This window comes from uncultured Maricaulis sp. (assembly GCF_947259345.1).
In the GTDB taxonomy this organism is placed as follows: domain Bacteria; phylum Pseudomonadota; class Alphaproteobacteria; order Caulobacterales; family Maricaulaceae; genus Maricaulis.
This window is the reverse complement of the sequence record NZ_CAMYLS010000030.1, coordinates 1-24,459: the sequence shown is the minus strand read 5'-3', so window position 1 is coordinate 24,459 and position 24,459 is coordinate 1. Positions and strand designations below refer to the sequence as shown.

Below are 24,459 nucleotides of genomic sequence, written 5' to 3'. Positions count from 1 at the left end.
CAGGTCACGCTCGCGTGTGGCGACCGGACTCGGTCTCTTCGCGGCGTTGCGCCAGAAATGCGACCCAGGAATGCGACGAGGAATTACCATGCCCATGCCCGCTGACGACATTATCGCTCTGATCAAGGCCGGTATCCCGGACGCCAACGTCGAGATGACCGATCTGGCCGGTGACAATGATCACTGGAAGGCCGTCGTCACAGCGGAGAGCTTCCGCGGGAAATTGCGGGTGGCCCAGCATCAGATGGTTTATGCCGCTCTGGGCGAGAAAATGGGCGGGGAGCTGCACGCCCTCGCACTCGAAACGCGAACGCCCGGCTGATGATCGAGACCGACACCTTCTCGCGACTGGGCTTCGGAGTAAGCGGTCCGCACGCAGGACTGGGCGCGGGGCGCGGGGCAACCACGCGCCTGATCCACCAGGCGGTGGATCACGGCGTTACCTTCTTTGATACCGGACCGGCCTATGGCAAGGGCGAGGCCGAACGCCGACTGGGGACCGCGCTCAAGCGTCTGCCGCGCCGATCAGCATTCGTGGCGACCAAGGCGGGAATCCATCCCGGCGGCTATCGGGACTTCTCCGCCGGCGCGGTAGAAATGTCCCTGCGTGACTCCCTGAAACGCCTGCAGCGCGATCATGTCGATTTGCTCCTTCTGCACGGCCCCTCTGCAGAAGAGATGACGGACAAGCTGCTGCGGCGGCTGGATGCGTTCCGCGAGCGCGGCATGATCCGGCATCTGGGTGTGTGTGGTCGCGGGGCCGAACTCGACCGAGCGATCGCGCTCGGGGTGTTCGATGCCTTGATGGCCCCGGTCAACCAGCACCTTGAGCCGCAAGAGATTGAGCGCCTTGAGAATGCCCGTCGCGCGGGCCTGTCCGTGATCGGAATCGAGACCATGGCCGGCGCGGCACGCAACGCCGGACCGCCCGTCTCGCGGGGCGATTTATGGTATCTGGCGCGCCAGATCGAGCGCCGCTTCAATCAGGACCCGCCCGCCCGGGCCGGACCGCCGGCTAGCGAGGCACTGCGCTGGGCGCTGTCGAGACCCTACTGCGACAGCGCGGTCTGCCTGACCACGCGTCCTGCTCATCTCGCCGCCAATGCGGCACTGGTCGCCACTCTTGAAGCAGACGAGCCGACACCTTAGCTATCGGCGAGGATCAATCCGAGGAGTTCCACCATGTCCATGACCGCCCAGGACAGCATCAAGTCGACCATCGACACCAATGACGTCGTGCTTTTCATGAAGGGCACACCGGTCTTCCCGCAATGTGGCTTCTCCTCGGTTGTCGCGCGCGTGCTCGATCATCTCCAGGTCGAGTTCGAAAGCGTCAACGTGCTCGAGGATGACGGTATCCGTCAGGGCATCAAGGATTTCTCGAACTGGCCGACCATTCCCCAGCTTTATGTGAAGGGCGAATTCGTCGGCGGTTGCGACATCATCAAGGAAATGTTCGAGAGCGGCGAGCTGCAGGCCTATTTCAAGGAAAAGGGCGTCGGCGGCACCGCCTCAGCGTAAACATGCCGGGCGCCTGATTGACCGATTTGAGGCAATCCGGCTCGCCAAACTGGCAATTTCAGTCTGCCCCGCCCTGATGCGGGTCCTCGCCTTGCCCCGTCCTCGAGCGCCATGGAACCCTGTTCCCGGCGCAAGGAGTGATGATGGGCCGACTGATCGCGATCTCGAACCGCACAGCCGCCGACCCCAAAGCCCGCGCCGGCGGGCTGGCGGTTGCCGTCTGGGAATCCCTCAAAGCCACTGGCGGTAGCTGGTTCGGCTGGAGCGGAGAGCTGGTCGATGAGCTGCCACGCGGCACCAACGTCTTCCGCGATGAGGGCGTGGAATTTGTCCTCACCGACCTCACCCACGACGAGCATCAGGCCTATTATCTCAACTATGCCAATCGCGTGATCTGGCCGGTCTTCCACTATCGGCTCGACCTGGCCAGTTTCGACAGCGAGGCCTTCACCGTCTACTCCGCCGTCAATCAACGCATCGCCAATCTCGTCGCGGACAGGCTGACCCCGACCGATACGGTCTGGGTGCATGACTATCATTTCCTGCTGATGGGTGATGCCCTGCGTCATGCCGGGTGGGAGGGCCCGACCGGTTTCTTTCTGCACATACCCTTCCCGCCGCCGGAAATGTTCCGCGCCATTCCCGAGCATCACTGGATCGCCCGGGCCCTGTGCGCCTATAGCGTGATCGGCTTCCAGTCGGAGCGCGACCGGGCCAATTTCGAGCGCTATCTGGTCGATGATTGCGGCGGCAAGGCACTGGAGGATGGGCGCATTTCGGTCTTCGAAACCACGACCCGCATCGCCGCCTATCCGATCGGGATCGATCCGGAGGGGTTCGTCAACGCCGCCCATTCCCCTGAAGCAGACCGGGCCGCCGAACGTATCAGCCGCTTTCTGGGCGGTCGCGAATTCGTCATCGGTGTCGACCGGATGGATTACTCCAAAGGCCTGCCACAACGCTTCGAGGCAGTCGGCCAGCTCTTCGACGATCATCCCGAACTGCACGGCAAGGTCTCGGTCACCCAGATCGCACCGCCCTCACGCTCCAAGGTCGAGGAATATCAGGAATTGCGACTGGAGCTTGATCAGCTTGCCGGACGCATCAATGGCGATCATGGCGATCTCGACTGGATCCCGCTGCGCTATCTGGCCCGATCCTACACGCGCGAGGAATTGGCCGGCCTGTTCCGCATCGCCCGTGTCGGACTGGTCACGCCGTTGCGAGATGGCATGAATCTGGTCGCCAAGGAATTCATCATGGCCCAGGACGAGGAGGACCCGGGCGTATTGGTCCTGTCGCAATTTGCCGGCGCTGCCGAGCAGATGAAAGACGCGCTCATCGTCAACCCGCACGACCGCAACAAGGTCGCCGACGCCATCCACCAGGCGCTGACCATGTCCTTGGAGGAACGCCAGGAACGCTGGCGCAAGCTGCGCAACATTGTCTGTGAGCAGGATATCAGCTGGTGGCGCAACCGCTTCCTCAAGGACCTTCAGCCCGCTATCCCCGCATGACCGAGACGCCCAGCTCCGCCTTCGCCGCCATGGCGGCGAACGATGCCGCACCCCCGCCGCTCGACCGGGCGCGGGATGCGCTGTTTCTCGACTTCGATGGAACACTCGCGCCGCTTCAGGATGACCCGGACACGGTCTGGCTTCCGACCGGCGGCGATTATACGCTGCAAGCGCTCTCACAGGCGCTGGACGGCGCGCTCGCTGTAGTCAGCGGTCGCGACATCCGTGACCTTGACCGCCGCATTCCGGGCGCCCTGTGGCGCGCTGGCGGGCATGGCTGCGATATCTGTGCACCCGGGCGCCATCCCTCTGCCTGGCAGCCACCGGCTCCGGATCCGCTCTATCAAGCCGTCTACGCCCTCGCTGCCGAAACCCAAGGCGCCCGGCTGGAAAGCAAAGGGCCGATCCTCGCTATCCATTACCGGGCCAACCGCACGGCGGGCCCGGCCCTGGGCGCAGCACTCGCCGCGATGGTCGCCGACCACCCTTCCTATGCCTTGCAGGCCGGCAAATGCGTCTATGAGCTCAAGCCCGCCGGGGCCAGCAAGGCGCGCGCCGTGGAACGGCTGATGGCCATGCCCGCCTTTGCCGGACGACGCCCGGTGATGATTGGCGATGACGTCACAGACGAGGATGGCATGCGGGCGGCCATTGGACTGGCCGGCCGCGCCATCAAGGTCGGACCCGGTGACAGCCTCGCCACAGCGCGCCTCGAAAACCCCGCCCACGTCTGGACATGGCTGGAGGCCCAACTCCCATGACATCACTGGAACTCGGAATCATCGGCAATGGCACGGTTGCCGGACTGGTGGACGCCGAAGGCGCGCTGACCTGGCTTTGCTTGCCGCGCCTGGATGGCGAGCCAGTCTTCAACAGCCTGGTCGGCGGCGATGGTGCCTTTGCCGTCTCCCTGGCCGGCCAGACCTCTGCGCGCCAACGTTATGTCCGCAATACGGCCGTGATCGAGACCGAGCTGGAGGCCGAGGACGGCTCGGCCATCCTGATCACCGATTTCGCGCCGCGCTTCATGGACAAGGGGCGCATGTTCCGTCCGGCCTCGACGGTGCGCCGGATCAAGCCGCTGCGCGGCATGCCGCATATCGCCATCACGCTGAGTGCCGCCTACCAGCAGGGAGCGGGCGCCATGACAACCAAGCGCGGGGTCAGCCATGTCAGCTTTCTCGATGAACGCGCCGGCTTCCGCATCACAACCGACGCCCCCCTCTCCTACATCATGGATCAACGCGACTTCGTCCTCGACCACGAAATCGCGTTTGTGCTTGGACCGGACGAAAGCCTGTCCGATGCCGTCGGCGCCATGGCCAAGGACTGGTTCGAACGGACCTGCAATCACTGGCAGGACTGGTCACGCCGCCTCGCCACTCCGCCGGAATGGCAGGAGGCGGTGATCCGCGCCGCGATCACGTTGAAGCTCTGCGTCTATGAGGAAACGGGCGGCATTGTTGCAGCCCTGACAACCTCCATCCCGGAACATGCCGATAGCGAGCGCAATTGGGATTATCGCTATTGCTGGCTGCGCGACGCCTATTTCACGGTCACGGCGCTCAACCGGCTTTCGGCCGTCGGCACGCTGGAAGGCTATATGGCCTATCTGCGCAATACGGTGGCGCTGACCAAGGGCGGCCATATCCAGCCCGTCTTCGGGATCGCGCTGGAAACCGATCTGACCGAGATGATCGCCATCGACCTGCCGGGCTATCGCGGCATGGGCCCTGTGCGCTTTGGCAACCAGGCCGCCGAACACATCCAGCATGATGTCTACGGCCATGTCATTCTGGGCGCTTCACAGGCCTTCTTCGATGATCGCCTTCAAGCCAAGGCCGGCCAGCTGGAATTCGAACATTTCGAAGTCGTCGGCGAGCGTGCCTATGCCGTCTACAATACGCCCGATGCCGGAATCTGGGAGTATCGCGGCCGCGCCGATGTGCACACCTCCTCGGCCATCATGTGCTGGGCCGCCTGTGACCGCCTCGCACGGATCGCCAATGAACTCGGCCTTGCCGCCCGCCAGGACTATTGGGCCGTGCGAGCCGACGAAATCCGCGAGACCGTCCTGCGCGAGGCCTGGAGCGAGAGCCGGCAAGCCTTTACCGGCGCCTTTGGCGGCGAAGCCCTGGACGCCTCGGTGCTCCTCATGGCCGAGATCGGCTTCATAGCGCCGGAGGATCCCCGCTTCATCGCCACGGTCGAGCGGGTCGATGAGGAATTGCGCGACGGCTATCACGTCTATCGCTACCGGGTGGCCGATGATTTCGGCAAGCCGAAGACCGCCTTCACCGCCTGCACCTTCTGGCATATCGATGCACTGGCACGGATCGGCCGGCTGGATGATGCGCGGGCCATGTTCGAAGACGTCCTCGCCCACCGCACACAGCTGGGCATCCTGTCGGAAGACATCGACACGGCGAGCGGGGAGTTATGGGGCAATTTCCCGCAGACCTATTCCATGGTCGGCATCATCAATGCTGCCTCACGCCTGTCGCGCAGCTGGGATGCCGTGGTCTGATCGGGCAGTAAATTCGCAACCTAGCGGCGGCTGGCCACAAAGGTGCGGTTCTCGTTCCAGTCCCAAGGGCGTTCGGTGTCGACCGGATTGAGCACAATCACCTGCCCTCCGATCGGCACGCCCAATTCCTCGAACCCGAAACCAAGCTGAATGCCCCAGGGCGCCTCGGTTTGACACCGGTCCGCGGCTCGCCGCGTCAGGCGCACCGTGTAGATGTCATCGAGGTATTGTTGGACATCAACCCGGAAATCGGCGCGCGACGTGCAGCCATTTGTGTCGGCGTGAACAATCAGGATGTCATCCTCGATCACGCGCCAATAGATGATGCTTTCAAGCGACGGGTCCGGCGCGGGAGCCTGACGAACGGTGCCCGGAATGCGCATGTCAGATATTTTGATCGTTGGCAGGGCGGGCATCGCCGGCATGGGTGGAAGGCTCGGCAGAAAGCGGTTTCGCGCCTCGACTCGCGGATCCACGCTTGTCGCACATGCCGTGAGCAAAAGAGCCAGCCCCAAACTGGCCACCAGACCTCGCCAACGCCCTGCCATGCTTGCCCCCCAAAACCCAGATCATGGCCCGAAGCCTGCCCATTTGCCCCGGCAGACTTTGAGACACAGCCATCCAATCAGGGATTAGGATCTGATCAACCACGGACTCGTCAGACGCGAATCTCCGAAACATTCTGCTCTGCGGCGAGGCAGGTCTGCCAGGCACTGCAGCAGATACCCGATCGAGACACGAAAAAGGCCGCCCCGACAGTCCGGAGCGGCCTCTTTGCAGGATCGATTTTCGTCCTCTTACGAGGAGTAGAATTCGATGACCAGGTTCGGTTCCATCTGCACAGCGTACGGCACTTCAGAGAAGTCCGGCATGCGCACGAAGGTGGCCTTCATCGCCTTGGGGTCAAGATCGACATAGTCCGGAACGTCACGCTCCGGGCTTTCCAGGGCTTCCAGGACCAGGGCCATCGAACGCGAACGCTCGCGGACTTCGATCACGTCACCCGGCTTGCAGCGGTAGGACGGGATGTTGACCTTGATGCCGTTGACCTTGACGTGGCCGTGATTGACGAACTGGCGCGAAGCGAAGACCGTCGGCACGAATTTGCAGCGGTAAACGATGGCGTCCAGGCGGCTTTCCAGCAGACCGATCAGCAGCTCGGCGGTGTTACCCTTACGGCGGGAAGCTTCGTCATAGGTACGACGGAACTGCTTCTCGGTGATGTTACCGTAATAGCCCTTCAGCTTCTGCTTCGCCATGAGCTGGAGACCGAAATCGGACATCTTGCTCTTGCGGCGCTGACCGTGCTGACCCGGACCATAGGAACGCGAGTTGACCGGAGACTTCGGACGGCCCCACAGGTTTTCACCCATGCGGCGGTCAATTTTGTATTTCTGCGAATGACGCTTCGACATGTTCTCTCTATTCGATGCGGCCCGGCGCGCCTTCCCTCAAAGGCGTGCGATCTAAACGGCGGTTCTCGCATCGTCCCGTTGGTGTTGAACGATCCGGGGTCACGCCCCGGCGAGGGAAGCGCGGGTTTTACCTGTGTGGACAGGGAAGTCAATGGCGGGAGGCGGGCTGTAGCGGCGTGTGTGCAGCGGCTGGACTGCCCGCCGCGTCACGGGGCTCAAGGGAGACGCTGAAAATCTGATACCACACGGGTGTGACCACACCTGCCAAACCATTGTTCTCTTGCCGAGATTCAGCCTTTTGGGATGTCTTCAGTCAAGGGTGGAACCGCGACGCGGCGGCTTTGCCGCCCTTGACTGAAGACATCCCGAAAGGCGCACTGGCTGACAAGAGATCAATGTCTCTTCCCGCGCAACGCGCCGCAATGAACGGCAGAGCCCCTGCTCGGCCCTACCCCCGCGCGAGCACGCTGCCCAGACGGTCGCGGAAACCGCGATTGCCCCATTCCGAGGTGTAGGCGGTTGCCTTCATCTTGGCTTCGCCGACCGGGACGCCCCAGAAGTCGGCGAGGGTCAGGGCATCATCAAAGTCCAGCTCTGTATCAACCCAGCTGCACTGGACGGACGTCGCTGTTGAGGCGATGTCCGCATCGACGAGATCGGTGATCCCGCCGGCAATCTTTTGGCCGATCACTGTCTTGGCAGAGCCGACATCCGTGCCCCAGACATGGGCGACCTTGAGCGCGTCGCAATAGCCGTAATCGCTGTTGAAAAACATCTGCTGGTAGGCCGCGTCGTTACCGGACGGATTTTGCGGGTGGGACGGCTCGAGCACATGCGCCATCGTGCGCATGAAACCCTTATGGCCGAGATCGCTGGCGATATCACCGGCTTTTGCCTTGGCCTCACCGGGGCTCCGCCCCCAGTAGTCGGCCAGCGCCACAGCCTGGTCCCAGGTCAGGCCCAGCTCGCCCCACTCACAGGAAACCCGGCCCGCGGTCGAGGCTATATCGGCATCGACCAGATTGGTCAGGCCATTGGCGATCTTGCCGCCGATGATCGCTTTGGCGCTGAACGGATCGGTATTCCAGACATGGGCGACCTTACGCGCATCGCAATAGCCGTACTCGCTGGAAAAGAAGAGGTCGAGCTGGGCGCCGGTGTCCTGGCCAAAGGCGAGGCCGGTCGAGGAGGCGGCGAGGATGGCGGACATATCCGTTTCGGGCAGGACAATCTCCGCGCCCGACATCTCGGCCCGGGCCGATGCTCCGACAAGTGAGACCAGAGCCAGCGCACTCATGACCGACGTATTCGACATTTCATTCCCCCCGCATTTCAATCCTTTCCAGCCTTAACCGCGTTGGGCTGGCCCGGCAATCGGAATGAGCCCGGCCCTGCCATGCGGACTCCCGTCAGCGCCCGATCGCTGCCAGATTAAACCGTGAAACGTCGTTGCGGCCGAGCGGAGACAGACATGGCAGCCTCGAGACATCGCCGCCCCTGGAAAAAGGGGTTCGAGATCGAGCTGATGGCCCCGCGCGGACGTAGCCGACGCGATCTGGCGATGCGGGTCGCGGACCGGGTCGGCGGGCAGGTCCGGACGGTCCTCTACCCCCAGTCCGAACCGAGCCTCGTGCCCGGCCTGCCGGTGTTCGAAAATCTAGTTCTGGGCTTCGACGTGCGCGACGCCAAGGGCGAGCGCGTTGCACTCCTGGTCGATGACCTGACCCTGCGCGACGGCTTGAATCCGCAGGCAGCGTCGCTGCCCGGCTGGATGCGGATCCTCAGCGATGACGCCCGCCTCCTGGCGCTGGTAACCGAGCATTGCGACCCAAAGGCCGGTCTCGCCGACATCCTCACCCCCATCGCCGCCCTGTTCGGGACCAAAGCTGAACACACAGAGGGCGGCATCACCAAAGTGGTGGACCGCGCGGGTCGATCCGTCGCCATGGTCGCCCCCCTGCCCGGCGAGCGGGAGCGCCCCTGCGAGATCATCACGCCGCCCTGTGTGAATGACTCTGAGGCCGATTTGAGCGCGCTTCTCGCGGACGCAAACGCCCTTGGCTTCAGCGTCCCGCGCGAAGCGGCCGTCCATATCCATTTTGACGCGGCCCCGCTCTGCGATCCGGCCGCGCTCTCGAGACTGGTCGATACACTGCACCGCCACGGGGCCTTCCTGCGCGAATTGGTCGGCACGAATCCAGCCTGCGTCCGCCTGGGCCCGATCGCGGATGAGATCGCCGAGCTGGTGCGCTCGGAGGCCTTCCTGAAGGCCAAATGGGATCAGGCCCGCACAATGCTGGTCGAGACAAAACCAACCAAATATGCCGACTTCAACCTGCTCAACATCGCCCACGCCCTGCCCGACAAGCACACCTTCGAAGCCCGCATCTTCCCCGGTTCGATGAATGCGGCCGACATCTTGCGCCAGGCCCGTCTGATGGAAGCGATTCTCATGTGGGCTATTGAGGATGCAGAAGGGGCAAAGCGCGACGATTGGAATCTTGACGCGGCACTGGACCTTTCCCCCGCCGACCGGACCTTTTGGGCAGATCGTATGGCCAAAGCCTGAAAGCGCAGAAGCGAGGCCGCACCATGGCCGGCGCGCCGCCCCGCGCGCACCGGCCGGCCGCGAGCGATCCAGCCTCAGCCTTCTGCTTGCTTCGCCTCACCAGCCATCCTAACTGACCCCCATGCGACATATTCTTTCCGGTCTCCTGGCCGTACTCTTTTCCGCGACAGCCATCGCACAATCGAATACCGCAACGATCATGCGCTCGACGATCGACACTGCTGTAGCCGACGGGCTCGCCCCCGGCCTGTCCGCCAGCCTTCTGCTTCCCGACGGGACCCACATCGATCACCAGGCCGGATCGGTGGATCGCCACGGAACTGCCCCGATCGAGCCGGAAACCCGCTTTCTTTCCGGAAGTGTCGGCAAGACGATCACAGCCCTGGTCGCCGTCCAGCTCGCGCAAGACGGTGTGCTCGACCTCGACGCCCCTGTGGAAGCATGGCTGTCCGAACACGATTGGTGGCCCCGCCTGGCCAATCATGAGGGGATGACGCTGCGCCATCTGCTCAATCACTCGGCGGGCGTACCCGACTATCTGGAAGATATCGACTTCTTCCTCGCCGGCCTGACACGCGGTGACCGCAGCTTCACACCGGACGACACGATCGGTTTCGTCGCGGGTGACAACGCCGAGGGTCAGCTCGGCCGCCATTTTTCCTATTCCGACACCGACTACATCCTGGTCGGCCTGGTCATCGAGGCGGCGACGGGCGAGGCCTTCTACGAGCTCGCTCAACGCCGCGTTATTGCGCCGCTCGGCCTGGCTCAAACCGAGCCGCTTCGCGGTCGCGACTTCGCACGCCTTGCCGACGGACATCGACGCGGCTGGTTCGGCCGCTCGCCGACCGCCCGCGATGGGCGCCTGCGCCGCAATCTGGACCATGAATGGACAGCCGGCGGTTGGGTCACCGCACCGCAGGACCTTGCCACGCTCTACCGCGCACTCGGCGCTGGCGGGATGTTCGAGGCCGAGGGCCAAACCATGCGCGCGGACTATAACCCCTTCGAACCCGGCGGCTCCGCCGGCTACGGGCTTGGCATCTATGTCCGTGTCACCGGCGAAGGGAGCTACCGGATCTCGCATGGTGGTGATTTCGGCGGCTACCGCTCAGCCGTTCTCCATGACAGCGCCACGGGACTCACCCTCGCAACCCAGGCGAACTCCAAGGATTTCGAAGCGCCCGACTTCAATTTCGAGCTCTGGAGGGCCGTTTCGCAATAGCGGCAGCCGGAGGTCCGGCGCTGCTGATCCCTAGTCCTCCCGCACCACCCGCGCCTTGCCGCGTCCCAGAGCCAGCGCCTTCACGGCACCGCGGAAAGTACGCACTTCCTGCTCGGTCCAGCGGCCGCGGATGAAGGCATTGCGGAGATTTTGGACCATCAGCGGGGTTTTTGACGGCGGGTGGAAGAAGCCGGCGCGGTCGAGCTCATATTCGAAATGCTCGAACATGCGTTCCAGGTCCTCGCGCGCGGCCACGTCCGAGACCGGTTCAAACTCGGCCGGGGCGCCCTCGCCGGCCGTCCATTCATAGGCGATCACGGCGACCGCCTGGGCCAGATTAAGCGAGGAAAAGGAGCGGTCAACCGGCAGGGTGATTATGGCATCGGCCATATTGACCGCCTCATTGGGCAGGCCGGACTTCTCGCCACCGAACATCACGGCGACCTTTTCGCCGGCCTCGATCGCCGCTTTTATGTCGCTGACGGCTTCGCGGGCGGTCATGACCGGCTTTTCCATCCCGCGCGGGCGCGCCGTGGTGGCATAGAGCCGGGTCCGGTCATGAATCGCGTCGCCGAGACGGTACTCCACACGGGCATTGTCCAGGACGGGAGAGCCGGCCGACATGGTCACTGCCTTGTCATTGGGCCAGCCATCACGCGGGTCGAGAATGATCAGCTCGGGCAGTCCGAAATTCCCCATCACACGCGCCGCCGCGCCGATATTCTCGCCGAGTTGCGGCGTGTGGAGTATGAATGCGGGGGTCGCAGGGATTTGCGGCATGGAACCGGGCCTTCACCTTGGCGCGCCCGGGTGCTAGAGAGCGCGCAAATTCATCTATCCGCGCTGTCCTAGCGCGACTTCAGTCCGTCCGAAAAGAAATGAGAGCACCCATGGCGAAGATCAAAGTCGATACCCCGGTCGTCGAACTCGACGGCGATGAGATGACCCGCATCATCTGGCAGCTGATCAAGGACAAGCTGATCCTGCCCTATCTCGACATTGATCTGAAGTATTACGACCTCTCGGTCACCAAGCGTGACGAGACGGACGACCAGATCACCGTCGACGCGGCCGAAGCCATCAAGCATTACGGCGTCGGCGTGAAATGCGCCACCATCACGCCGGACGAAGCCCGCGTCGAAGAGTTCAAGCTGAAGAAGATGTGGCGCTCGCCGAACGGCACCATCCGCAACATCCTCGGCGGCGTGGTCTTCCGCGAGCCGATCGTCATCTCCAACGTGCCGCGCCTGGTGCCGGGCTGGCAGCAGCCGATGGTTATCGGCCGTCACGCTTTTGGTGACCAGTATCGCGCCACCGATTTCCTGGTCGACCGTCCGGGCAAGCTGACCATGACCTTCGAGCCCTCCGACGGGTCTGATCCGGTCACCCGCGAAGTCTTCGACTTCCCGTCCCCCGGCGTCGCCATGGGCATGTATAATCTCGACGACTCGATCCGCGACTTCGCCCGCGCCTCGCTGAATTACGGCCTGCAGCGCGGCTGGCCGGTCTATCTCTCGACCAAGAACACGATCCTGAAAGCCTATGACGGCCGCTTCAAGGACCTGTTCGAAGAGATCTACCAGGCCGAGTTCAAGGACGCTTTCGCCGAGAAGGGCATCTCCTACGAACACCGCCTGATCGACGACATGGTCGCCGCCGCGATGAAATGGTCCGGTGGTTTCGTCTGGGCCTGTAAGAACTATGACGGTGACGTCCAGTCCGACACCGTGGCCCAGGGCTTCGGTTCGCTCGGCCTGATGACCTCGGTCCTGATGAGCCCGGATGGCAAGACAGTGGAAGCCGAAGCCGCCCACGGTACGGTCACCCGTCACTATCGCCAGCATCAGCGCGGCGAGCAAACGTCGACCAATTCGATCGCCTCCATCTTCGCCTGGACGCAGGGCCTCTCTCATCGTGGCCGCATGGACGGCAATCAGGACGTGATGGACTTCGCCGCCCTGCTGGAAGACACGATCATCAAGACGGTGGAAGCCGGCTTCATGACCAAGGACCTCGCCCTCCTCGTTGGCGAGAGCCAGGGCTGGCTGTCGACGGAAGGCTTCCTCGACAAGGTCGATGAGCGCTTCAAGGCGGCCATGGCCGCTCGCGCCTGATCACGAGCAATCCAGTCAGAACAATGAGGGGCGGCTCCGACGGGGCCGCCCTTTTTCTTGGGTGTGGGGGTCGAAATGACCCCCGGCAGATTTTGCGCTTGGGGTTTGCGTCCGGCGCACACCTGCCCATACATCCCTTGCTGGGAGAAAGCCGTATCCGGTTCTTGAGCTCAAGGGGCATGCCCGCAAAGCGGCGCCTGCGGCGCCCTTGACCTCAAGAACCGGATACGGCCCGCTGGCTGACATGGGAATTATGGATGTTTCTGCGCAAGCGCTGAAAAATTCAATCGCCCCGATCCCGTCCAATTCGTGCCTTGCTGCCGCCGCGAGACGTCCCCAACCTCTCCGTATCGGGGGGGACACACCATGAAAAAACGCTATTTCGCACTCAGCATTCTCGGCATCGCAGGGGCGGCGCTTTATCTCAACAACGCGTCCTGGCTGGCGACGCCGCAGCGAGAGGCGCCGTATTTCATCGCCCATCGCGGCGTGCACCAGACCTTCGATCCGGTCGGTGTCGGGCCCGATGACTGCACCGCAGTGCTGATTGATCCACCGCGCCACACCTTCATCGAGAACACTTTGCCATCGATCGAGGCCGCCTTTGCCGCCGGTGCCTCGCGCGTCGAGATCGACATTCATCCCACGACCGATGGCGAATTCGCCGTCTTTCACGACTGGACACTCGATTGCCGCACCGATGGCAGCGGCCCGGTCCGGGCGCACAGCATGGACGCGCTGCGGACGCTGGATGCCGGTTATGGCTACACCGCCGATGATGGCGACAGCTTTCCCCTGCGCGGTCTGGGGGTCGGTGCCATTCCGACCCTTGCCGAGGTGTTCGAAGCCTTCCCGACGCGCGATTTCCTGATCAATATCAAGAGCAATGATCCGCATGAGGCCGAAGCGCTGGTGGCCTATATCGAGGCGCGCTCACTGCCGGTGGAACACATGATTGTCTTGTCAGCGCCGCGACCGGATGCCCGGCTCGCCGCCCTGCGTCCCGATATCCGACGCATGAGCCGGGCCACCGTACGCCGCTGCGCCAAGGACTATCTGGCGTGGGGCTGGTCGGGCCATGTCCCGCAATCCTGTGAGGCGACCATCCTGGTCCTGCCGGCCAATTATGCCGCCTTTGCCTGGGGCTGGCCGGCCCGTCTGGAAGCCCGCATGGCGGCGGTCGGCACGGAGGTCTGGGTGATGGGCGATCTGGACCGTGTGAGCATGAACTCCACCGGAATCGATACTATTGCGGCGCGCGACGCGCTTGATGACCGCTTCCGTGGCGGCATCTCCACCAATCGCATCGAGCGAGTCGGACCGAAGGCCTGGCCAACGGTGAACTAACCGCGCCGCTTCATCAAGACACGGGTTCGAAAAGATGCATTTTAAAACCACTTGAATCCAAGCCGGTTCGAGCGATATTGAGTCGGCAAGCAAACGTCACGCTGCGTTCTGCCCCTGGCCACTTTCGGGAAAATGGTTGTGGAATTCGAGTTTGAACCGGAAAACAAGCTGTGCGTGTATCGGATATCCGGAAAGGTCACGATCGAAGCGCTGATGAAGACCTTCACCCGCGCGCGGGCTCATGAGGGCTGGTCCGACCGCTATAATTTCCTGACGCTTTTGACCCAGGCTTCGCTGTCCGAAATGTCGGCGTCCGCCATGGCCGACCTGCAAACCCGCATGTCCAAGGCGGACCCGGTGCAGGCCGGCCCCCGCCGCCGCGCAGCCATTGTCTGCAATGATGAGTTATCGCGGGCCGTACTTGTCTTCTGGGAGAGGACGTCCGGGGAAACACTGACCACTGAGGAACGCATCTTCTCCTCTGAAAGGGAGGCGCGCGCCTGGCTCGCCGAAGCACCTTAGCTCGCGCCGCCACTCCGTTTCATGGTGACGAAGGTCTCGGCCTCGATCTGCCAGACGCCATCTACGCAGCGCCATTTTGCGAAATAGCGTCCCATATAGCGGATGGCGAAACCCTCGTTTGACCAGCCCCCCTTCCAGCGACCGGTCTCGGCGGCGAGATGGCTATCCTCGCAGACCTCGATCCGGCCCGGGGTACGGACATAGCTGACATCCGGCATCTGACTGAAGATTGACGACCAGGCCTCGAGCTGGGCCTCGCGACCGGTGATCAACTGGGCCTCATCACCCGGCACCAGAACAACATCTTCTGCCAGATGTGTCGCAATAGCCTTCAAGGCGCGGCTTTCCAGAGCCGCATTGAAATCTGCCCGCGCGGCTGCAATGGCACGCGCGGCGGACTTGTTGCCGACCAGCTGGACATCTGACTTGGCCGGTCTGGGCATCAGCCGGCCAGCACGTCGCGAATGGCCTGGATCCCGGCCTCGGCCTTGGCGCCATCCGGCCCCCCGGCCTGGGCAAAGTCGGGACGGCCACCGCCGCCCTTGCCACCAACAGCACCCGCACCGGCCTTGACCAGGTCGACGGCCCCGAAACGGTCCTTGAGGTCATCGGTGACGCCGACAGCCAGTGCCGCCTTGCCGTCATTGACCCCGATGAAGGCCGCGACGCCAGAGCCCATCCGGGCCTTGGCCTCGTCGATCAGGCCGCGCAAATCCTTGCCGCCCACACCTTCGACCACGCGGCCGATGAAATTGACGCCGTTGATCGCTTCCGGTCCGGCCGGTTCACCGGCCGCACCGCCGCCCATGGCGATCTGTTTCTTGGCTTCGGCGAGCTGACGCTCGAGCTTCTTTCGCTCATCCATCAGTGCGGAGACCCGGGTGGCGAGGTCGGCCGGCGGAACTTTCAGCGCATCGGCCGCCGCCCGGCCATAACCCATCTGTTCTTCCATATGGAGGCGTGCACCCTCACCCGTCATCGCCTCGATCCGGCGAATGCCGGACGACACGGCGGTCTCGCCGACAATCTTGAACAGGGCGATATCGCCCGTGCGCGCGACATGCGTACCGCCGCACAGCTCGACCGAATAGGGCGTGTCGTGATCGGCCAGCCCCTGCCCCATGGTGAGCACGCGGACCTTGTCGCCATATTTCTCGCCAAACAGCGCCAGCGCACCGGCCTCAATGGCGGCGTCCGGCGTCATCTCGCGAGTCGAGACGGCGTCATTCTGGCGGATCACCGCATTGACCTGGGCCTCGATCATCGCCAGTTCGGCCGCGCTGACGGCCTTGTTATGCGAGAAGTCGAAGCGCAAACGGTCCGGGCCCACATGCGAGCCCTTCTGGGTCACATGATCGCCCAGCACATCGCGCAGGGCGGCATGAACGAGGTGGGTTGCCGAGTGGTTGGACTTGATGGCGGCCCGGCGCGGCGCGTCTGCGTCCAGAGTAGCCGTGTCGCCAAGCGTGATCTCACCCTTGGTCAGCACACCGATATGGGCGTGCATGTCACCGCCGCGCTTTTGCGTATCCTCGACGGTGAAGACCGCGCCGTCGGCAAAACGGATTTCGCCGCTATCGCCGCACTGGCCACCGCTCTCGCCATAGAAGGGGGTGGCGTCGAAGACCAGCTCTGCGCGCTGACCGGCGCCCAGCGCCTTGGCGTCCTGCCCGCCCGAGACGATGGCCAAAAGGCGGCCCTCGCCGCCTGTTCCGGCATAGCCTGTGAAGGCCGTCGGGCCCGCCTTGTCGCGAACAGCGAACCAGACCGCATCCGGCGCGGCATCGCCGGAGGAGAATTTGCTGGCGCGCGCATCGGCGCGCTGTTTGGCCATGGCCGTGTCGAAGCCGGCTTCGTCAACCGTCATCCCCTTGGCGCGCAGGGCGTCCTGGGTGAGATCAAGCGGGAAGCCAAACGTGTCGTAGAGCTTGAAGGCGGTGGCCCCGGCCAGGGCATCACCCTCCGCCATGTCGGCAGTCGCTTCTTCCAGCAGGGAGAGGCCGCGACCGAGCGTGCGCTGGAAGCGCTCTTCCTCGACTTTCAACGTGTCTTCAAGCAGGGCCTGGGCGCGGCCCAGCTCGGGATAGGCATCGCCCATTTCGGCCTTGAGCGCTTCGACAAGGCGCCACATGACCGGCTCGCTGGCCCCCAGAATATGGGCGTGTCGCATGGCACGGCGCATGATCCGGCGCAGGACATAGCCGCGGCCCTCATTGGAGGGGCTGACCCCGTCGGCCATCAGGAAACTGGTCGAGCGCAAATGATCGGCGATGACGCGATGACTGGCGAGGGCATCACCCTCCGCCTTGACGCCGAGCACGTCCTCGCCGGCCGCGATCAGATTACGGAAAAGATCGGTCTCGTAATTATTGTGCTTGCCCTGGAGGATGGCGGAGATCCGCTCCAGCCCCATACCGGTATCGATCGAGGGCTTGGGCAGGTTGATGCGCTGATCCGGTCCGAGCTGTTCGAACTGCATGAAGACCAGATTCCAGATTTCGATGAAACGGTCGCCATCCTCGTCCGGGGAGCCCGGCGGGCCACCGGCAATCGACGGACCATGGTCGAAGAAGATCTCCGAACACGGACCACACGGGCCGGTATCGCCCATCGACCAGAAATTATCCGAGGTGGAAATGCCGATAATGCGGTCATCCGAGAGGCCGGCGATTTTGCGCCAGAGGGCACGCGCCTCGTCATCTTCCGAATAGACCGTGACCAGCAGCTTGTCCGCGGGCAGGTCAAACTCTTTCGTCACCAGCTGCCAGGCGTGGCTGATCGCCTCTTCCTTGAAATAATCGCCGAAGGAGAAATTCCCCAGCATTTCAAAGAAAGTGTGGTGGCGGGCCGTATAGCCGACATTGTCGAGATCATTATGCTTGCCACCGGCCCGCACGCATTTCTGGGACGAGGTCGCGCGCGGCTTGGACCGCTTTTCCTGCCCGGTGAAGGCATTCTTGAAGGGCACCATGCCGGCATTCACGAACAGCAGGGTGGGATCATCCTGCGGGACCAGCGGTGCGGATTGCACCACTTCATGGTCATGCTGGGCAAAATAGTCGAGGAAAGTCGCACGGATGTCGCGCAGGCTGGCCATGATGTCCGATCCCGTCGGCTGGAGTGTCGCGCGCCAGCCCGTCGGGCCGTCGCAAACCGGTTTCTGTTGACTGACATATAGAAACGGGTGCCCGGCCTAGCCAAGCACCCGTTCATAATCAAGCTGCGATTGCCTCGCCGGCGTGATGTGAAGGACGCGCTCGTGCGCGCCGTGTCAGCCGCCCTGCCCGGAAGCACCGCGCCCCATCAACCGGTCAGCCCGCCACAGCATCTTCTTCCGGCAGATCCGGGCCGGTGAGCATCTCATCAGCGATCAGACCGGCATTGGAGCGCACTTTCGCTTCGATCTCGGCGGCAATATCCGGATTATCGAGCATGAATTGGCGCGCATTCTCGCGACCCTGGCCGATCCGTTCGGAATTGTAGGAATACCAGGAACCGGACTTCTCGATCACTTCGCCCTTGACGCCGAGATCGATGAGCTCGCCCATCTTGGAAATGCCCTCGCCATAGAGAATGTCGAACTCGACCTCGCGGAAGGGCGGGGCAACCTTGTTCTTGACCACTTTCACGCGCGTCTGATTGCCGATCACCTCGTCGCGATTCTTGATCGCGCCAATGCGGCGGATATCGAGACGGACCGAGGAATAGAATTTCAGCGCATTGCCGCCGGTTGTGGTTTCCGGCGAGCCAAACATCACGCCGATCTTCATGCGAATCTGGTTGATGAAGATGACCAGGCATTTGGACTTGGAAATCGAGCCGGTCAGCTTGCGCAGGGCCTGGCTCATCAGGCGGGCCTGGAGGCCTGGCAGACTGTCGCCCATCTCACCTTCCAGCTCGGCCCGTGGTGTCAGCGCCGCCACGGAGTCGATGACCAGCACGTCGACCGCGCCGGAGCGGACCAGCGTGTCGGCGATCTCGAGCGCCTGTTCACCGGCATCCGGCTGCGACACAAGCAATTCCCCGACATCGACACCCAGCTTGCCGGCATAGACCGGATCCAACGCGTGCTCGGCATCGACAAAGGCGGCAACCCCGCCCGCCTTCTGGGCCTCGGCGACCGTGTGCAGGGCGAGCGTCGTCTTGCCAGAGCTTTCCGGGCCGTAGATTTCGATGATCCGGCCTTTTGGCAGGCCACCAATACCCAGTGCGATATCCAGGCCCAGCGAACCCGTGGAGATGGCTTCAATCTCCATGGCCGGCTTCTGGCCGAGCTTCATGACCGAACCCTTGCCGAAGGCCTTGTCGATCTGGCTCAGCGCCGCTTCGATCGCCTTTTCCTTGTCCATGTTCTTTTCGTTTTTCACGAGTCGAATCGCGCCCTTGCTCATAGCCTTCATCCCTTATTTCACGCCCCTCAGGTCCGGGCAACCAAGTCACGGCGTACCAGTTTTGTTCCGGGAACACAAGTGGAACATTTATGGTTAACAGAACGGAACAAAAATCGTCCATGCAAGGAAAGTGCGGATTTGAAAACCTGTGCTATCGGCCCTAGTTTAGCCAGATGACAGATTTCATTCTGACAATTCGACCGCGGCTCAGCCCGTGCCTGGCGACCCTCGCCAGCGTCCTCGCCCTCGCGGCCTGCAGCGGCTCCAATACGAGCGTTTCACCTTCAGAAGCTGACACGCTCGCCCTGATTCGCGAACGCGGTGAACTGGTCGTCCTCACCCTCGCCGGACCGACGAGCTATATGGATGATGCCGGTGGGATCAGCGGCTATGAAGTTGATCTGGCCACCGCCTTTGCCGACGAGCTCGGCGTGTCCGCCCGGTTCCAGGTTGAAGGATCGATTCCGGACCTGCTCGAAGCACTCGAGGCTGGCGAGGGACACATCGCCGCCGCCGGATTGACCCGGACCGAGGGCCGTGCGGCGCGGCTGAGCTTTGCGCCGGTCTACAAGGCGGTAACCGAACAGCTCGTGTGTCGCCGCGGCGGCCCCACGCCGACCCGGCGCAGCGGACTTGCAGGCACCGATATCCGGGTCCTGGAGGGCTCAAGTTATGAAGAAACACTGATGGCCCTCCAGGCCGCCAACCCGGACATCCGTTTTGACACTGAGACCGGCGGGTCGGCCATGCCCCTGCTCGAGGCCGTGGATGACGGGGATATCGCCTGCACGGTCGCCGATAGTCATCTGGTCGACTTCGCGCGTCGTCGCCATCCGGAACTGGTCGTGGCCCAGAACCTGACCGGCGAACAATCCCTCGCCTGGGCGTATGATGCCCGTGTCGAAGGCCTGAATAGCGCCCTCTCCAGCTGGTTCGCGCAAGCGCACTCCAGCGGCCTGCTCGAAACCCTCGATGAGACCTGGTTCGGACAGTTCGGCGACTATGACTATGTGGATGTCGCTCGCTTCGTGCGCCGGGTGGACGATCGCTTGCCCCGCTTCCGACACTGGTTTGAAGACGCTGCCGAAGACATTCCTTTCGAGTGGGAATTGCTGGCAGCCCAGGCCTACCAGGAATCTCACTGGGACCCTGATGCCGTCAGCGCCACCGGCGTGCGCGGCCTCATGATGCTGACCCTGACGACCGCGGAGCGGGTGGGAATTGAGGACCGGACCGATCCACGCCAGAGCATTCGGGGCGGCGCCGCCTATCTGGATGATCTCTATTCACGCGTGCCCGAGAGCGTGACCGGCGAGGACCGACTCTGGTTCGCTTTGGCAGCCTATAATGTCGGCATGGGTCACATGTATGATGCACGGCGGCTCGCAGAACGGCTCGGTCGCAACAAGGACAGCTGGGACGATCTGGCCGCGACCCTGCCACTCCTCTCCGATCCGGAGCATTACGCCACCCTGCGTTACGGTTATGCGCGGGGTCATGAACCGGTCCGCTATGTCGAGAAGATCCGCGAATACCGTGCCATGCTCTCGGCTCAGGATATCTGACGCACCTCTGACATCCGCTCAAGAAGAAGGCGCGCCCGCCGGACGCGCCTTCTGTAACTTCAAACCCGTCGCGCAAGCCTAGTGGCGGCGGCGGGCGACCCGGTCAATCTCGGCCTGGACCTTTTCATCGACGATCGACGGCAGGTTGGCATCAAGCCAATCCTTCAGCATTGGACGCAGGAGCGCGCGAACCACGCCTTCCAGCGTGCGGCCTTCCTCGTCGGAAATTCGGATATTCTCGGCCAGCGTATGGAAAGACCCCATGGCCGCGGCGGCAGCCGGTTCGCTCATAATCCCGTCCGCCGTCTCGTCGGCGAGGGCATCGAAATCAATCTCCGGCTCCGGTTCGGCGACGGGCTCGGGCTCGGGCTCGACCTCCTCCTCGCGATCAACGATCATCAGATCATCATCCATGGCGAGCGGTTCGGTGCCTTCATCGACATCATCAACCGTTTCGGTCAGTTCCAGGACGTCATCGCCGCCGCTATCGCCGGCAGGTTCGTCGAACAGGGCGTCGACATCATCCTGACTTTGCGGCTCGTCCGCGGCTGGTTCCGGAGCCGCTTCGGCCTCGGCTTCAGCCGGAGCTTCCTCATCGTCTTCGTTGATGATTCGGCGGATAGAGGAGAGGATTTCCTCCATCGACGGTTCATTTTCAGCGGCATCGGCCATGAGCGCCCAAGTCCCTTGTCTGCGGTCTGCGTCTGCAGTCGGCGTGGCGGGTCACCGCGAGTGCGACTTCCCGTATCACGCGAATAAACCGGGCCGGAACTCGCCTGTCCAGCCCGTGACTCTTCGAAAACCCTAGTCCCAGGGCGTTAAGTCAAGGTTAGGGAAACGCGATTCGCGGGAATCGCCTGCAGCCGGATCATAGATTTCCACATTCAGGCCGAGGCGTTCCGCTGACGCCAGACCCATCGCCTGCAACAGACGATACCCGGCAACAAAGCTGTCGCGCTCGGCCGTGACGAAGGTCAGGCGGGCTTCCAGCAACTCCTGCTCGGCATTCAGCACGTCCAGCGTGGTCCGGATGCCGACAAAGGCCTCCTGCTGAACGCCATCCAGCGCGATCTCATTGGCGACAACCGCCTGGCGACTGGATTCGATCACCGCCAGTGAGGCGATGTAGGAATACCAGGCATTGGTCACCGCCTCGGTGACCTGACGGCGGGCCTCGCGCACCTGGAAGCGCGCCTGTTCCTCCTGGGCCACCGCGGCGCGAACGCGCGAACGATTGAGACCGCCGGTAAAGATCGGCATCGATACCTGCCCCATGATCGACGTGCTGTCACGCACATCCCCGGAGAAGCTCGAATCGCGCGCGGAGGACGCCGAGGCGGTCAAAGACACTTCCGGGCGCAGCGCTCCTCGGGCAATCCTGATGGCATGCTGGGCCGCTTCCTCGCCATAGCGCGCGGCCAGCAATTGCGGACTGTTGTCGAAGGCGAACTCGGCCGCATCGCCGAGATTGTCCGGCAAGGGCGGCAGGGCTGGCGGCTCGCTGAGCGAGGCTGCCGGCTGGCCGGTCACCCGCTCATAGGCGGCGCGGCTGGCTGCAAGCTGAGCCTGTGCCGCCGACAGCTGGGTCTGGGCTGCCGACAGGCGCGCCTCGGCCTGGGACACGTCAGTGCGGGTAATCTCACCCACTTCAAACCGATCCCGCGCGGCTCGCAATTGCTGCGCGAGGACCTCGACATTGTTTTGGCGAATCTCGACGACATTATTGTCGCGACGCACGTCCATGAAGGCGGTGACGGCATCAACCAGCACCGCCTGCTCGGTCGCCCGGAGCGTCTCGCGCCCCGCCATCACGACCGCGGTCGCCTGGTCGATGGCGCCGTCAATCCGGCCTCCGCGATAGATTGGCTGGCTCGCCGACACGCCGTAATTCTTCGGCGTCGCATCGGACTCGAAACTGTTGGTCGCGTTGTTGATCTGGGAGAAGCTTTCGCCTTCCGTGTGCGAGCGCGAAATCGAGGCCGAGGCCGATACCGACGGCAGACGGGCCGCCCGGGCCTGGACGCGCCCCTCATCGGTCGCGCGCAAGCGGGCCCGCTCGGCCTGCAGGGTCGGGTTGGAATTATAGGCGAGCGCCAGGGTCTCTTCGAGCGTCTGGGCCTGGACGGTGGCTGCACCGATTCCGGCAAGTGCCAGCGCCGATGCGCCCGCTGCCAGCACGAGCGCAAAATTCTTCAATCGCGACATTACGAACCCCTCTTGCAGCGCCGAGAACTTGCCCGCCACTTTCGATACATACTAGCGCTTCACGCGACCTGATCCAGCCCGGCCGCGTCATGGCATTCCAATTCCTGCCTCCGCGCATATCATGGACGCATATAGGCACGCCATGATTAAAAGTGAACACTGTTTACCCTGATATTTTGGTAACCTCGCGCAGATGTGTCCGGGCCAGGCACACAGCCTCGCACTTCCTGAAACGTCTGAAAGGGGCAATTTCCGTTCCGGGAAACGAAAAAAATCAGAGCACAAAACCGGCTTCGGCCTGGAAACCTGGCAGCGGCGCGACATTGGCATCGAACACCTGACGCTCGCCAACTCCGGCTGCGGACCGTGTGAAGACCGTCGCCTTGCCGATCGGCCCCTTGCGTATCACCGCGACAAGACGGCCACCCTCGGCCAGCTGGTCAAGCCAGGCCTGCGGTACGGCATCGATCGCCCCATTGACGAATATCACGTCGAAAGGTCCTTGCTTGGCCACGCCGGCAGCCAGATCACCCTCGATGACCACCGCGTTGTCGGCACCGATATCGGCCAGCAGGCCACTGGCCCGGCTGAGACTGTCTTCATCCGACTCCAGTCCGACCACCGTGCCAGCCATACGGGCCAGGATGGCGGTCGAGTAACCTCGCGCGCAGGCGATATCGAGCACCAGTTCGTCGGGCTGGATGTCGGCCGCATGGACCAGTTTGGCAATGTCGCGCGGGCGCATCAGAGTCCGCGCATCACCGACCTGAACCTGAGTATCCGCATAGGCCGAGGCGCGGCGCGCCCGCGGTACGAAGACGTGGCGAGGAATGTCGAGGAAGGCCGCGATCAGGCGACGGTCGGTCACATCGGACGGCCGGATCTGGCTGTCCACCATCTGCTTGCGCGCTGTTTCGAATTCGCTCACGAGGCTCTCCTTCGGCCAGGCCCTGTCCGGATGCGTTCGGCCCGATATATCCCGCCATGCCGCAACCCGGCAAGCATGCCACTGCGCGCGCGTCGAATTGCCTCGCAGGCAGCAGAATGGAATGCCTCAAAACTGCGAGGCTGAGCGCGGGTCAGTCCACGCCTTGCCTGGCAAAGCTGGGGCGGCGATGCCAAGGCGTGGATCGAGCGCTTATCCCCCGCCCTACGCCACAATCACCGCCATCCTGACGCAAGTCAGGACCCAGCCTCGCAGGCTCGATTTCGCCAATCCCGGCAACAGCTTGCGTCGCAGACTGGGTCCCGGCCTGCGCCGGATGACGGTGTGTGGTGCGGGAAGTTTCACAAAACTTATCCGCACCCCCTCCTCCATGACAGATAATGCCTGTGGTTTTCGGGACGGGAGGCGCGAGCTCAGTCACTTGTGCCCGGAAGCGAGCGGAGCCTGTCCGCGCCTCGGAGGTGACACTCCGAAGCTCCGGCAGGGCGTGCGATCAGGTCGCGGGGCACTAAACGACCGACCCCATCTACCTGGCGTGTTGGAATCGGGGTGGAGACAGCCCGGGAAAACTCCGCGGACGGGATGTCGGCGATGT

The 24,459-nt window shown here is 63.2% G+C and carries 22 protein-coding genes; 12 read left to right on the top strand and 10 right to left on the bottom strand.

Annotated elements, in window-relative coordinates; genetic code table 11:
* Positions 1 to 88: 88 nt before the first annotated feature.
* The 6 genes from Q0X62_RS14060 to Q0X62_RS14035 all read left to right on the top strand — a co-directional run bounded on the left by Q0X62_RS14060 (position 89) and on the right by Q0X62_RS14035 (position 5,565).
* The gene (locus Q0X62_RS14060; protein ID WP_297737134.1) at positions 89 to 322 is read left to right on the top strand and encodes a BolA family protein; all 234 of its coding nucleotides are present in this window, start codon (positions 89 to 91) and stop codon (positions 320 to 322) included.
* On the top strand, positions 322 to 1,149 hold the full coding sequence (locus tag Q0X62_RS14055) for an aldo/keto reductase (protein WP_297737131.1): 828 nt from the start codon (positions 322 to 324) through the stop codon (positions 1,147 to 1,149). Before Q0X62_RS14060 ends, Q0X62_RS14055 begins: the two co-directional genes overlap by 1 nt.
* Positions 1,150 to 1,188: 39 nt before the next feature.
* The gene (gene grxD, locus Q0X62_RS14050; protein ID WP_366946172.1) at positions 1,189 to 1,521 is read left to right on the top strand and encodes a Grx4 family monothiol glutaredoxin; all 333 of its coding nucleotides are present in this window, start codon (positions 1,189 to 1,191) and stop codon (positions 1,519 to 1,521) included.
* 143 nt (positions 1,522 to 1,664) lie between these two features.
* Positions 1,665 to 3,038 (top strand): trehalose-6-phosphate synthase, encoded by a 1,374-nt coding sequence (locus Q0X62_RS14045; protein WP_297737125.1) that lies wholly within the window; start codon positions 1,665 to 1,667, stop codon positions 3,036 to 3,038.
* Positions 3,035 to 3,799: a trehalose-phosphatase gene (gene otsB / locus Q0X62_RS14040; RefSeq protein WP_297737122.1), complete on the top strand. Its 765-nt coding sequence runs from the start codon at positions 3,035 to 3,037 to the stop codon at positions 3,797 to 3,799. The genes Q0X62_RS14045 and otsB overlap by 4 nt, the downstream gene beginning before the upstream one ends.
* Positions 3,796 to 5,565, top strand: coding sequence for a glycoside hydrolase family 15 protein (locus Q0X62_RS14035; protein WP_297737119.1), 1,770 nt, complete (start codon positions 3,796 to 3,798; stop codon positions 5,563 to 5,565). Before otsB ends, Q0X62_RS14035 begins: the two co-directional genes overlap by 4 nt.
* A gap of 20 nt (positions 5,566 to 5,585) precedes the next feature.
* Here the strand turns inward: Q0X62_RS14035 and Q0X62_RS14030 are convergent, their stop codons facing one another.
* The 3 genes from Q0X62_RS14030 to Q0X62_RS14020 form a co-directional block, all read right to left on the bottom strand.
* Complete coding sequence (locus Q0X62_RS14030; RefSeq protein WP_297737116.1) at positions 5,586 to 6,041, bottom strand: hypothetical protein; 456 nt, start codon at positions 6,039 to 6,041, stop codon at positions 5,586 to 5,588.
* Positions 6,042 to 6,362: 321 nt separating this feature from the next.
* Positions 6,363 to 6,980: a 30S ribosomal protein S4 gene (gene rpsD, locus Q0X62_RS14025; protein WP_295693165.1), complete on the bottom strand. Its 618-nt coding sequence runs from the start codon at positions 6,978 to 6,980 to the stop codon at positions 6,363 to 6,365.
* Between the two features lie 448 nt (positions 6,981 to 7,428).
* Complete coding sequence (locus Q0X62_RS14020) at positions 7,429 to 8,295, bottom strand: hypothetical protein (protein ID WP_297737114.1); 867 nt, start codon at positions 8,293 to 8,295, stop codon at positions 7,429 to 7,431.
* Positions 8,296 to 8,451: 156 nt separating this feature from the next.
* Between Q0X62_RS14020 and Q0X62_RS14015 the strand changes: the two genes are divergently transcribed.
* Together Q0X62_RS14015 and Q0X62_RS14010 are read left to right on the top strand one after the other, a co-directional pair.
* Positions 8,452 to 9,549: an amidoligase family protein gene (locus Q0X62_RS14015; protein WP_297737111.1), complete on the top strand. Its 1,098-nt coding sequence runs from the start codon at positions 8,452 to 8,454 to the stop codon at positions 9,547 to 9,549.
* A gap of 121 nt (positions 9,550 to 9,670) precedes the next feature.
* The gene (locus Q0X62_RS14010) at positions 9,671 to 10,774 is read left to right on the top strand and encodes a serine hydrolase (protein WP_297737108.1); all 1,104 of its coding nucleotides are present in this window, start codon (positions 9,671 to 9,673) and stop codon (positions 10,772 to 10,774) included.
* A 30-nt stretch (positions 10,775 to 10,804) separates the two neighbouring features.
* Here the strand turns inward: Q0X62_RS14010 and Q0X62_RS14005 are convergent, their stop codons facing one another.
* The gene (locus Q0X62_RS14005; RefSeq protein WP_297737105.1) at positions 10,805 to 11,554 is read right to left on the bottom strand and encodes an RNA methyltransferase; all 750 of its coding nucleotides are present in this window, start codon (positions 11,552 to 11,554) and stop codon (positions 10,805 to 10,807) included.
* 110 nt (positions 11,555 to 11,664) lie between these two features.
* Here Q0X62_RS14005 and Q0X62_RS14000 point away from each other — a divergent pair, with 110 nt between their 5' ends.
* The 3 genes from Q0X62_RS14000 (at position 11,665) to Q0X62_RS13990 (ending at position 14,757) form a co-directional block, all read left to right on the top strand.
* A complete protein-coding gene (locus tag Q0X62_RS14000; protein WP_297737102.1) occupies positions 11,665 to 12,888 on the top strand; it encodes an NADP-dependent isocitrate dehydrogenase in 1,224 nt (407 codons plus the stop codon).
* A gap of 366 nt (positions 12,889 to 13,254) precedes the next feature.
* Positions 13,255 to 14,235: a glycerophosphodiester phosphodiesterase family protein gene (locus tag Q0X62_RS13995; protein WP_297737099.1), complete on the top strand. Its 981-nt coding sequence runs from the start codon at positions 13,255 to 13,257 to the stop codon at positions 14,233 to 14,235.
* Positions 14,236 to 14,373: 138 nt separating this feature from the next.
* Positions 14,374 to 14,757: an STAS/SEC14 domain-containing protein gene (locus tag Q0X62_RS13990; protein ID WP_297737094.1), complete on the top strand. Its 384-nt coding sequence runs from the start codon at positions 14,374 to 14,376 to the stop codon at positions 14,755 to 14,757.
* Here the strand turns inward: Q0X62_RS13990 and Q0X62_RS13985 are convergent.
* The 3 genes from Q0X62_RS13985 to recA all read right to left on the bottom strand — a co-directional run bounded on the left by Q0X62_RS13985 (position 14,754) and on the right by recA (position 19,148).
* The gene (locus Q0X62_RS13985; RefSeq protein WP_297737091.1) at positions 14,754 to 15,200 is read right to left on the bottom strand and encodes a nuclear transport factor 2 family protein; all 447 of its coding nucleotides are present in this window, start codon (positions 15,198 to 15,200) and stop codon (positions 14,754 to 14,756) included. The two genes, Q0X62_RS13990 and Q0X62_RS13985, sit on opposite strands and share 4 nt — an antisense overlap.
* Positions 15,200 to 17,854 carry an alanine--tRNA ligase gene (alaS, locus tag Q0X62_RS13980; RefSeq protein WP_297737088.1) on the bottom strand — a complete coding sequence of 885 codons (2,655 nt, stop codon included), beginning with the start codon at positions 17,852 to 17,854 and terminating at the stop codon, positions 15,200 to 15,202. Before alaS ends, Q0X62_RS13985 begins: the two co-directional genes overlap by 1 nt.
* A gap of 214 nt (positions 17,855 to 18,068) precedes the next feature.
* The gene (recA, locus tag Q0X62_RS13975) at positions 18,069 to 19,148 is read right to left on the bottom strand and encodes a recombinase RecA (protein WP_366946169.1); all 1,080 of its coding nucleotides are present in this window, start codon (positions 19,146 to 19,148) and stop codon (positions 18,069 to 18,071) included.
* A 173-nt stretch (positions 19,149 to 19,321) separates the two neighbouring features.
* On the opposite strand from recA, the gene mltF reads away from it, so the two are divergent.
* Positions 19,322 to 20,713, top strand: a complete 1,392-nt coding sequence (gene mltF, locus Q0X62_RS13970) for a membrane-bound lytic murein transglycosylase MltF (RefSeq protein ID WP_297737083.1) — start codon at positions 19,322 to 19,324, stop codon at positions 20,711 to 20,713.
* A gap of 78 nt (positions 20,714 to 20,791) precedes the next feature.
* Here mltF and Q0X62_RS13965 read toward each other — a convergent pair whose 3' ends face one another.
* The 3 genes from Q0X62_RS13965 to Q0X62_RS13955 all read right to left on the bottom strand — a co-directional run bounded on the left by Q0X62_RS13965 (position 20,792) and on the right by Q0X62_RS13955 (position 23,846).
* Positions 20,792 to 21,385, bottom strand: coding sequence for a DUF2497 domain-containing protein (locus tag Q0X62_RS13965; RefSeq protein ID WP_297737080.1), 594 nt, complete (start codon positions 21,383 to 21,385; stop codon positions 20,792 to 20,794).
* 132 nt (positions 21,386 to 21,517) lie between these two features.
* Positions 21,518 to 22,918, bottom strand: a complete 1,401-nt coding sequence (locus tag Q0X62_RS13960; RefSeq protein WP_297737077.1) for a TolC family outer membrane protein — start codon at positions 22,916 to 22,918, stop codon at positions 21,518 to 21,520.
* Between the two features lie 274 nt (positions 22,919 to 23,192).
* A complete protein-coding gene (locus Q0X62_RS13955; RefSeq protein WP_297737074.1) occupies positions 23,193 to 23,846 on the bottom strand; it encodes a protein-L-isoaspartate O-methyltransferase in 654 nt (217 codons plus the stop codon).
* Positions 23,847 to 24,459: the final 613 nt, after the last annotated feature.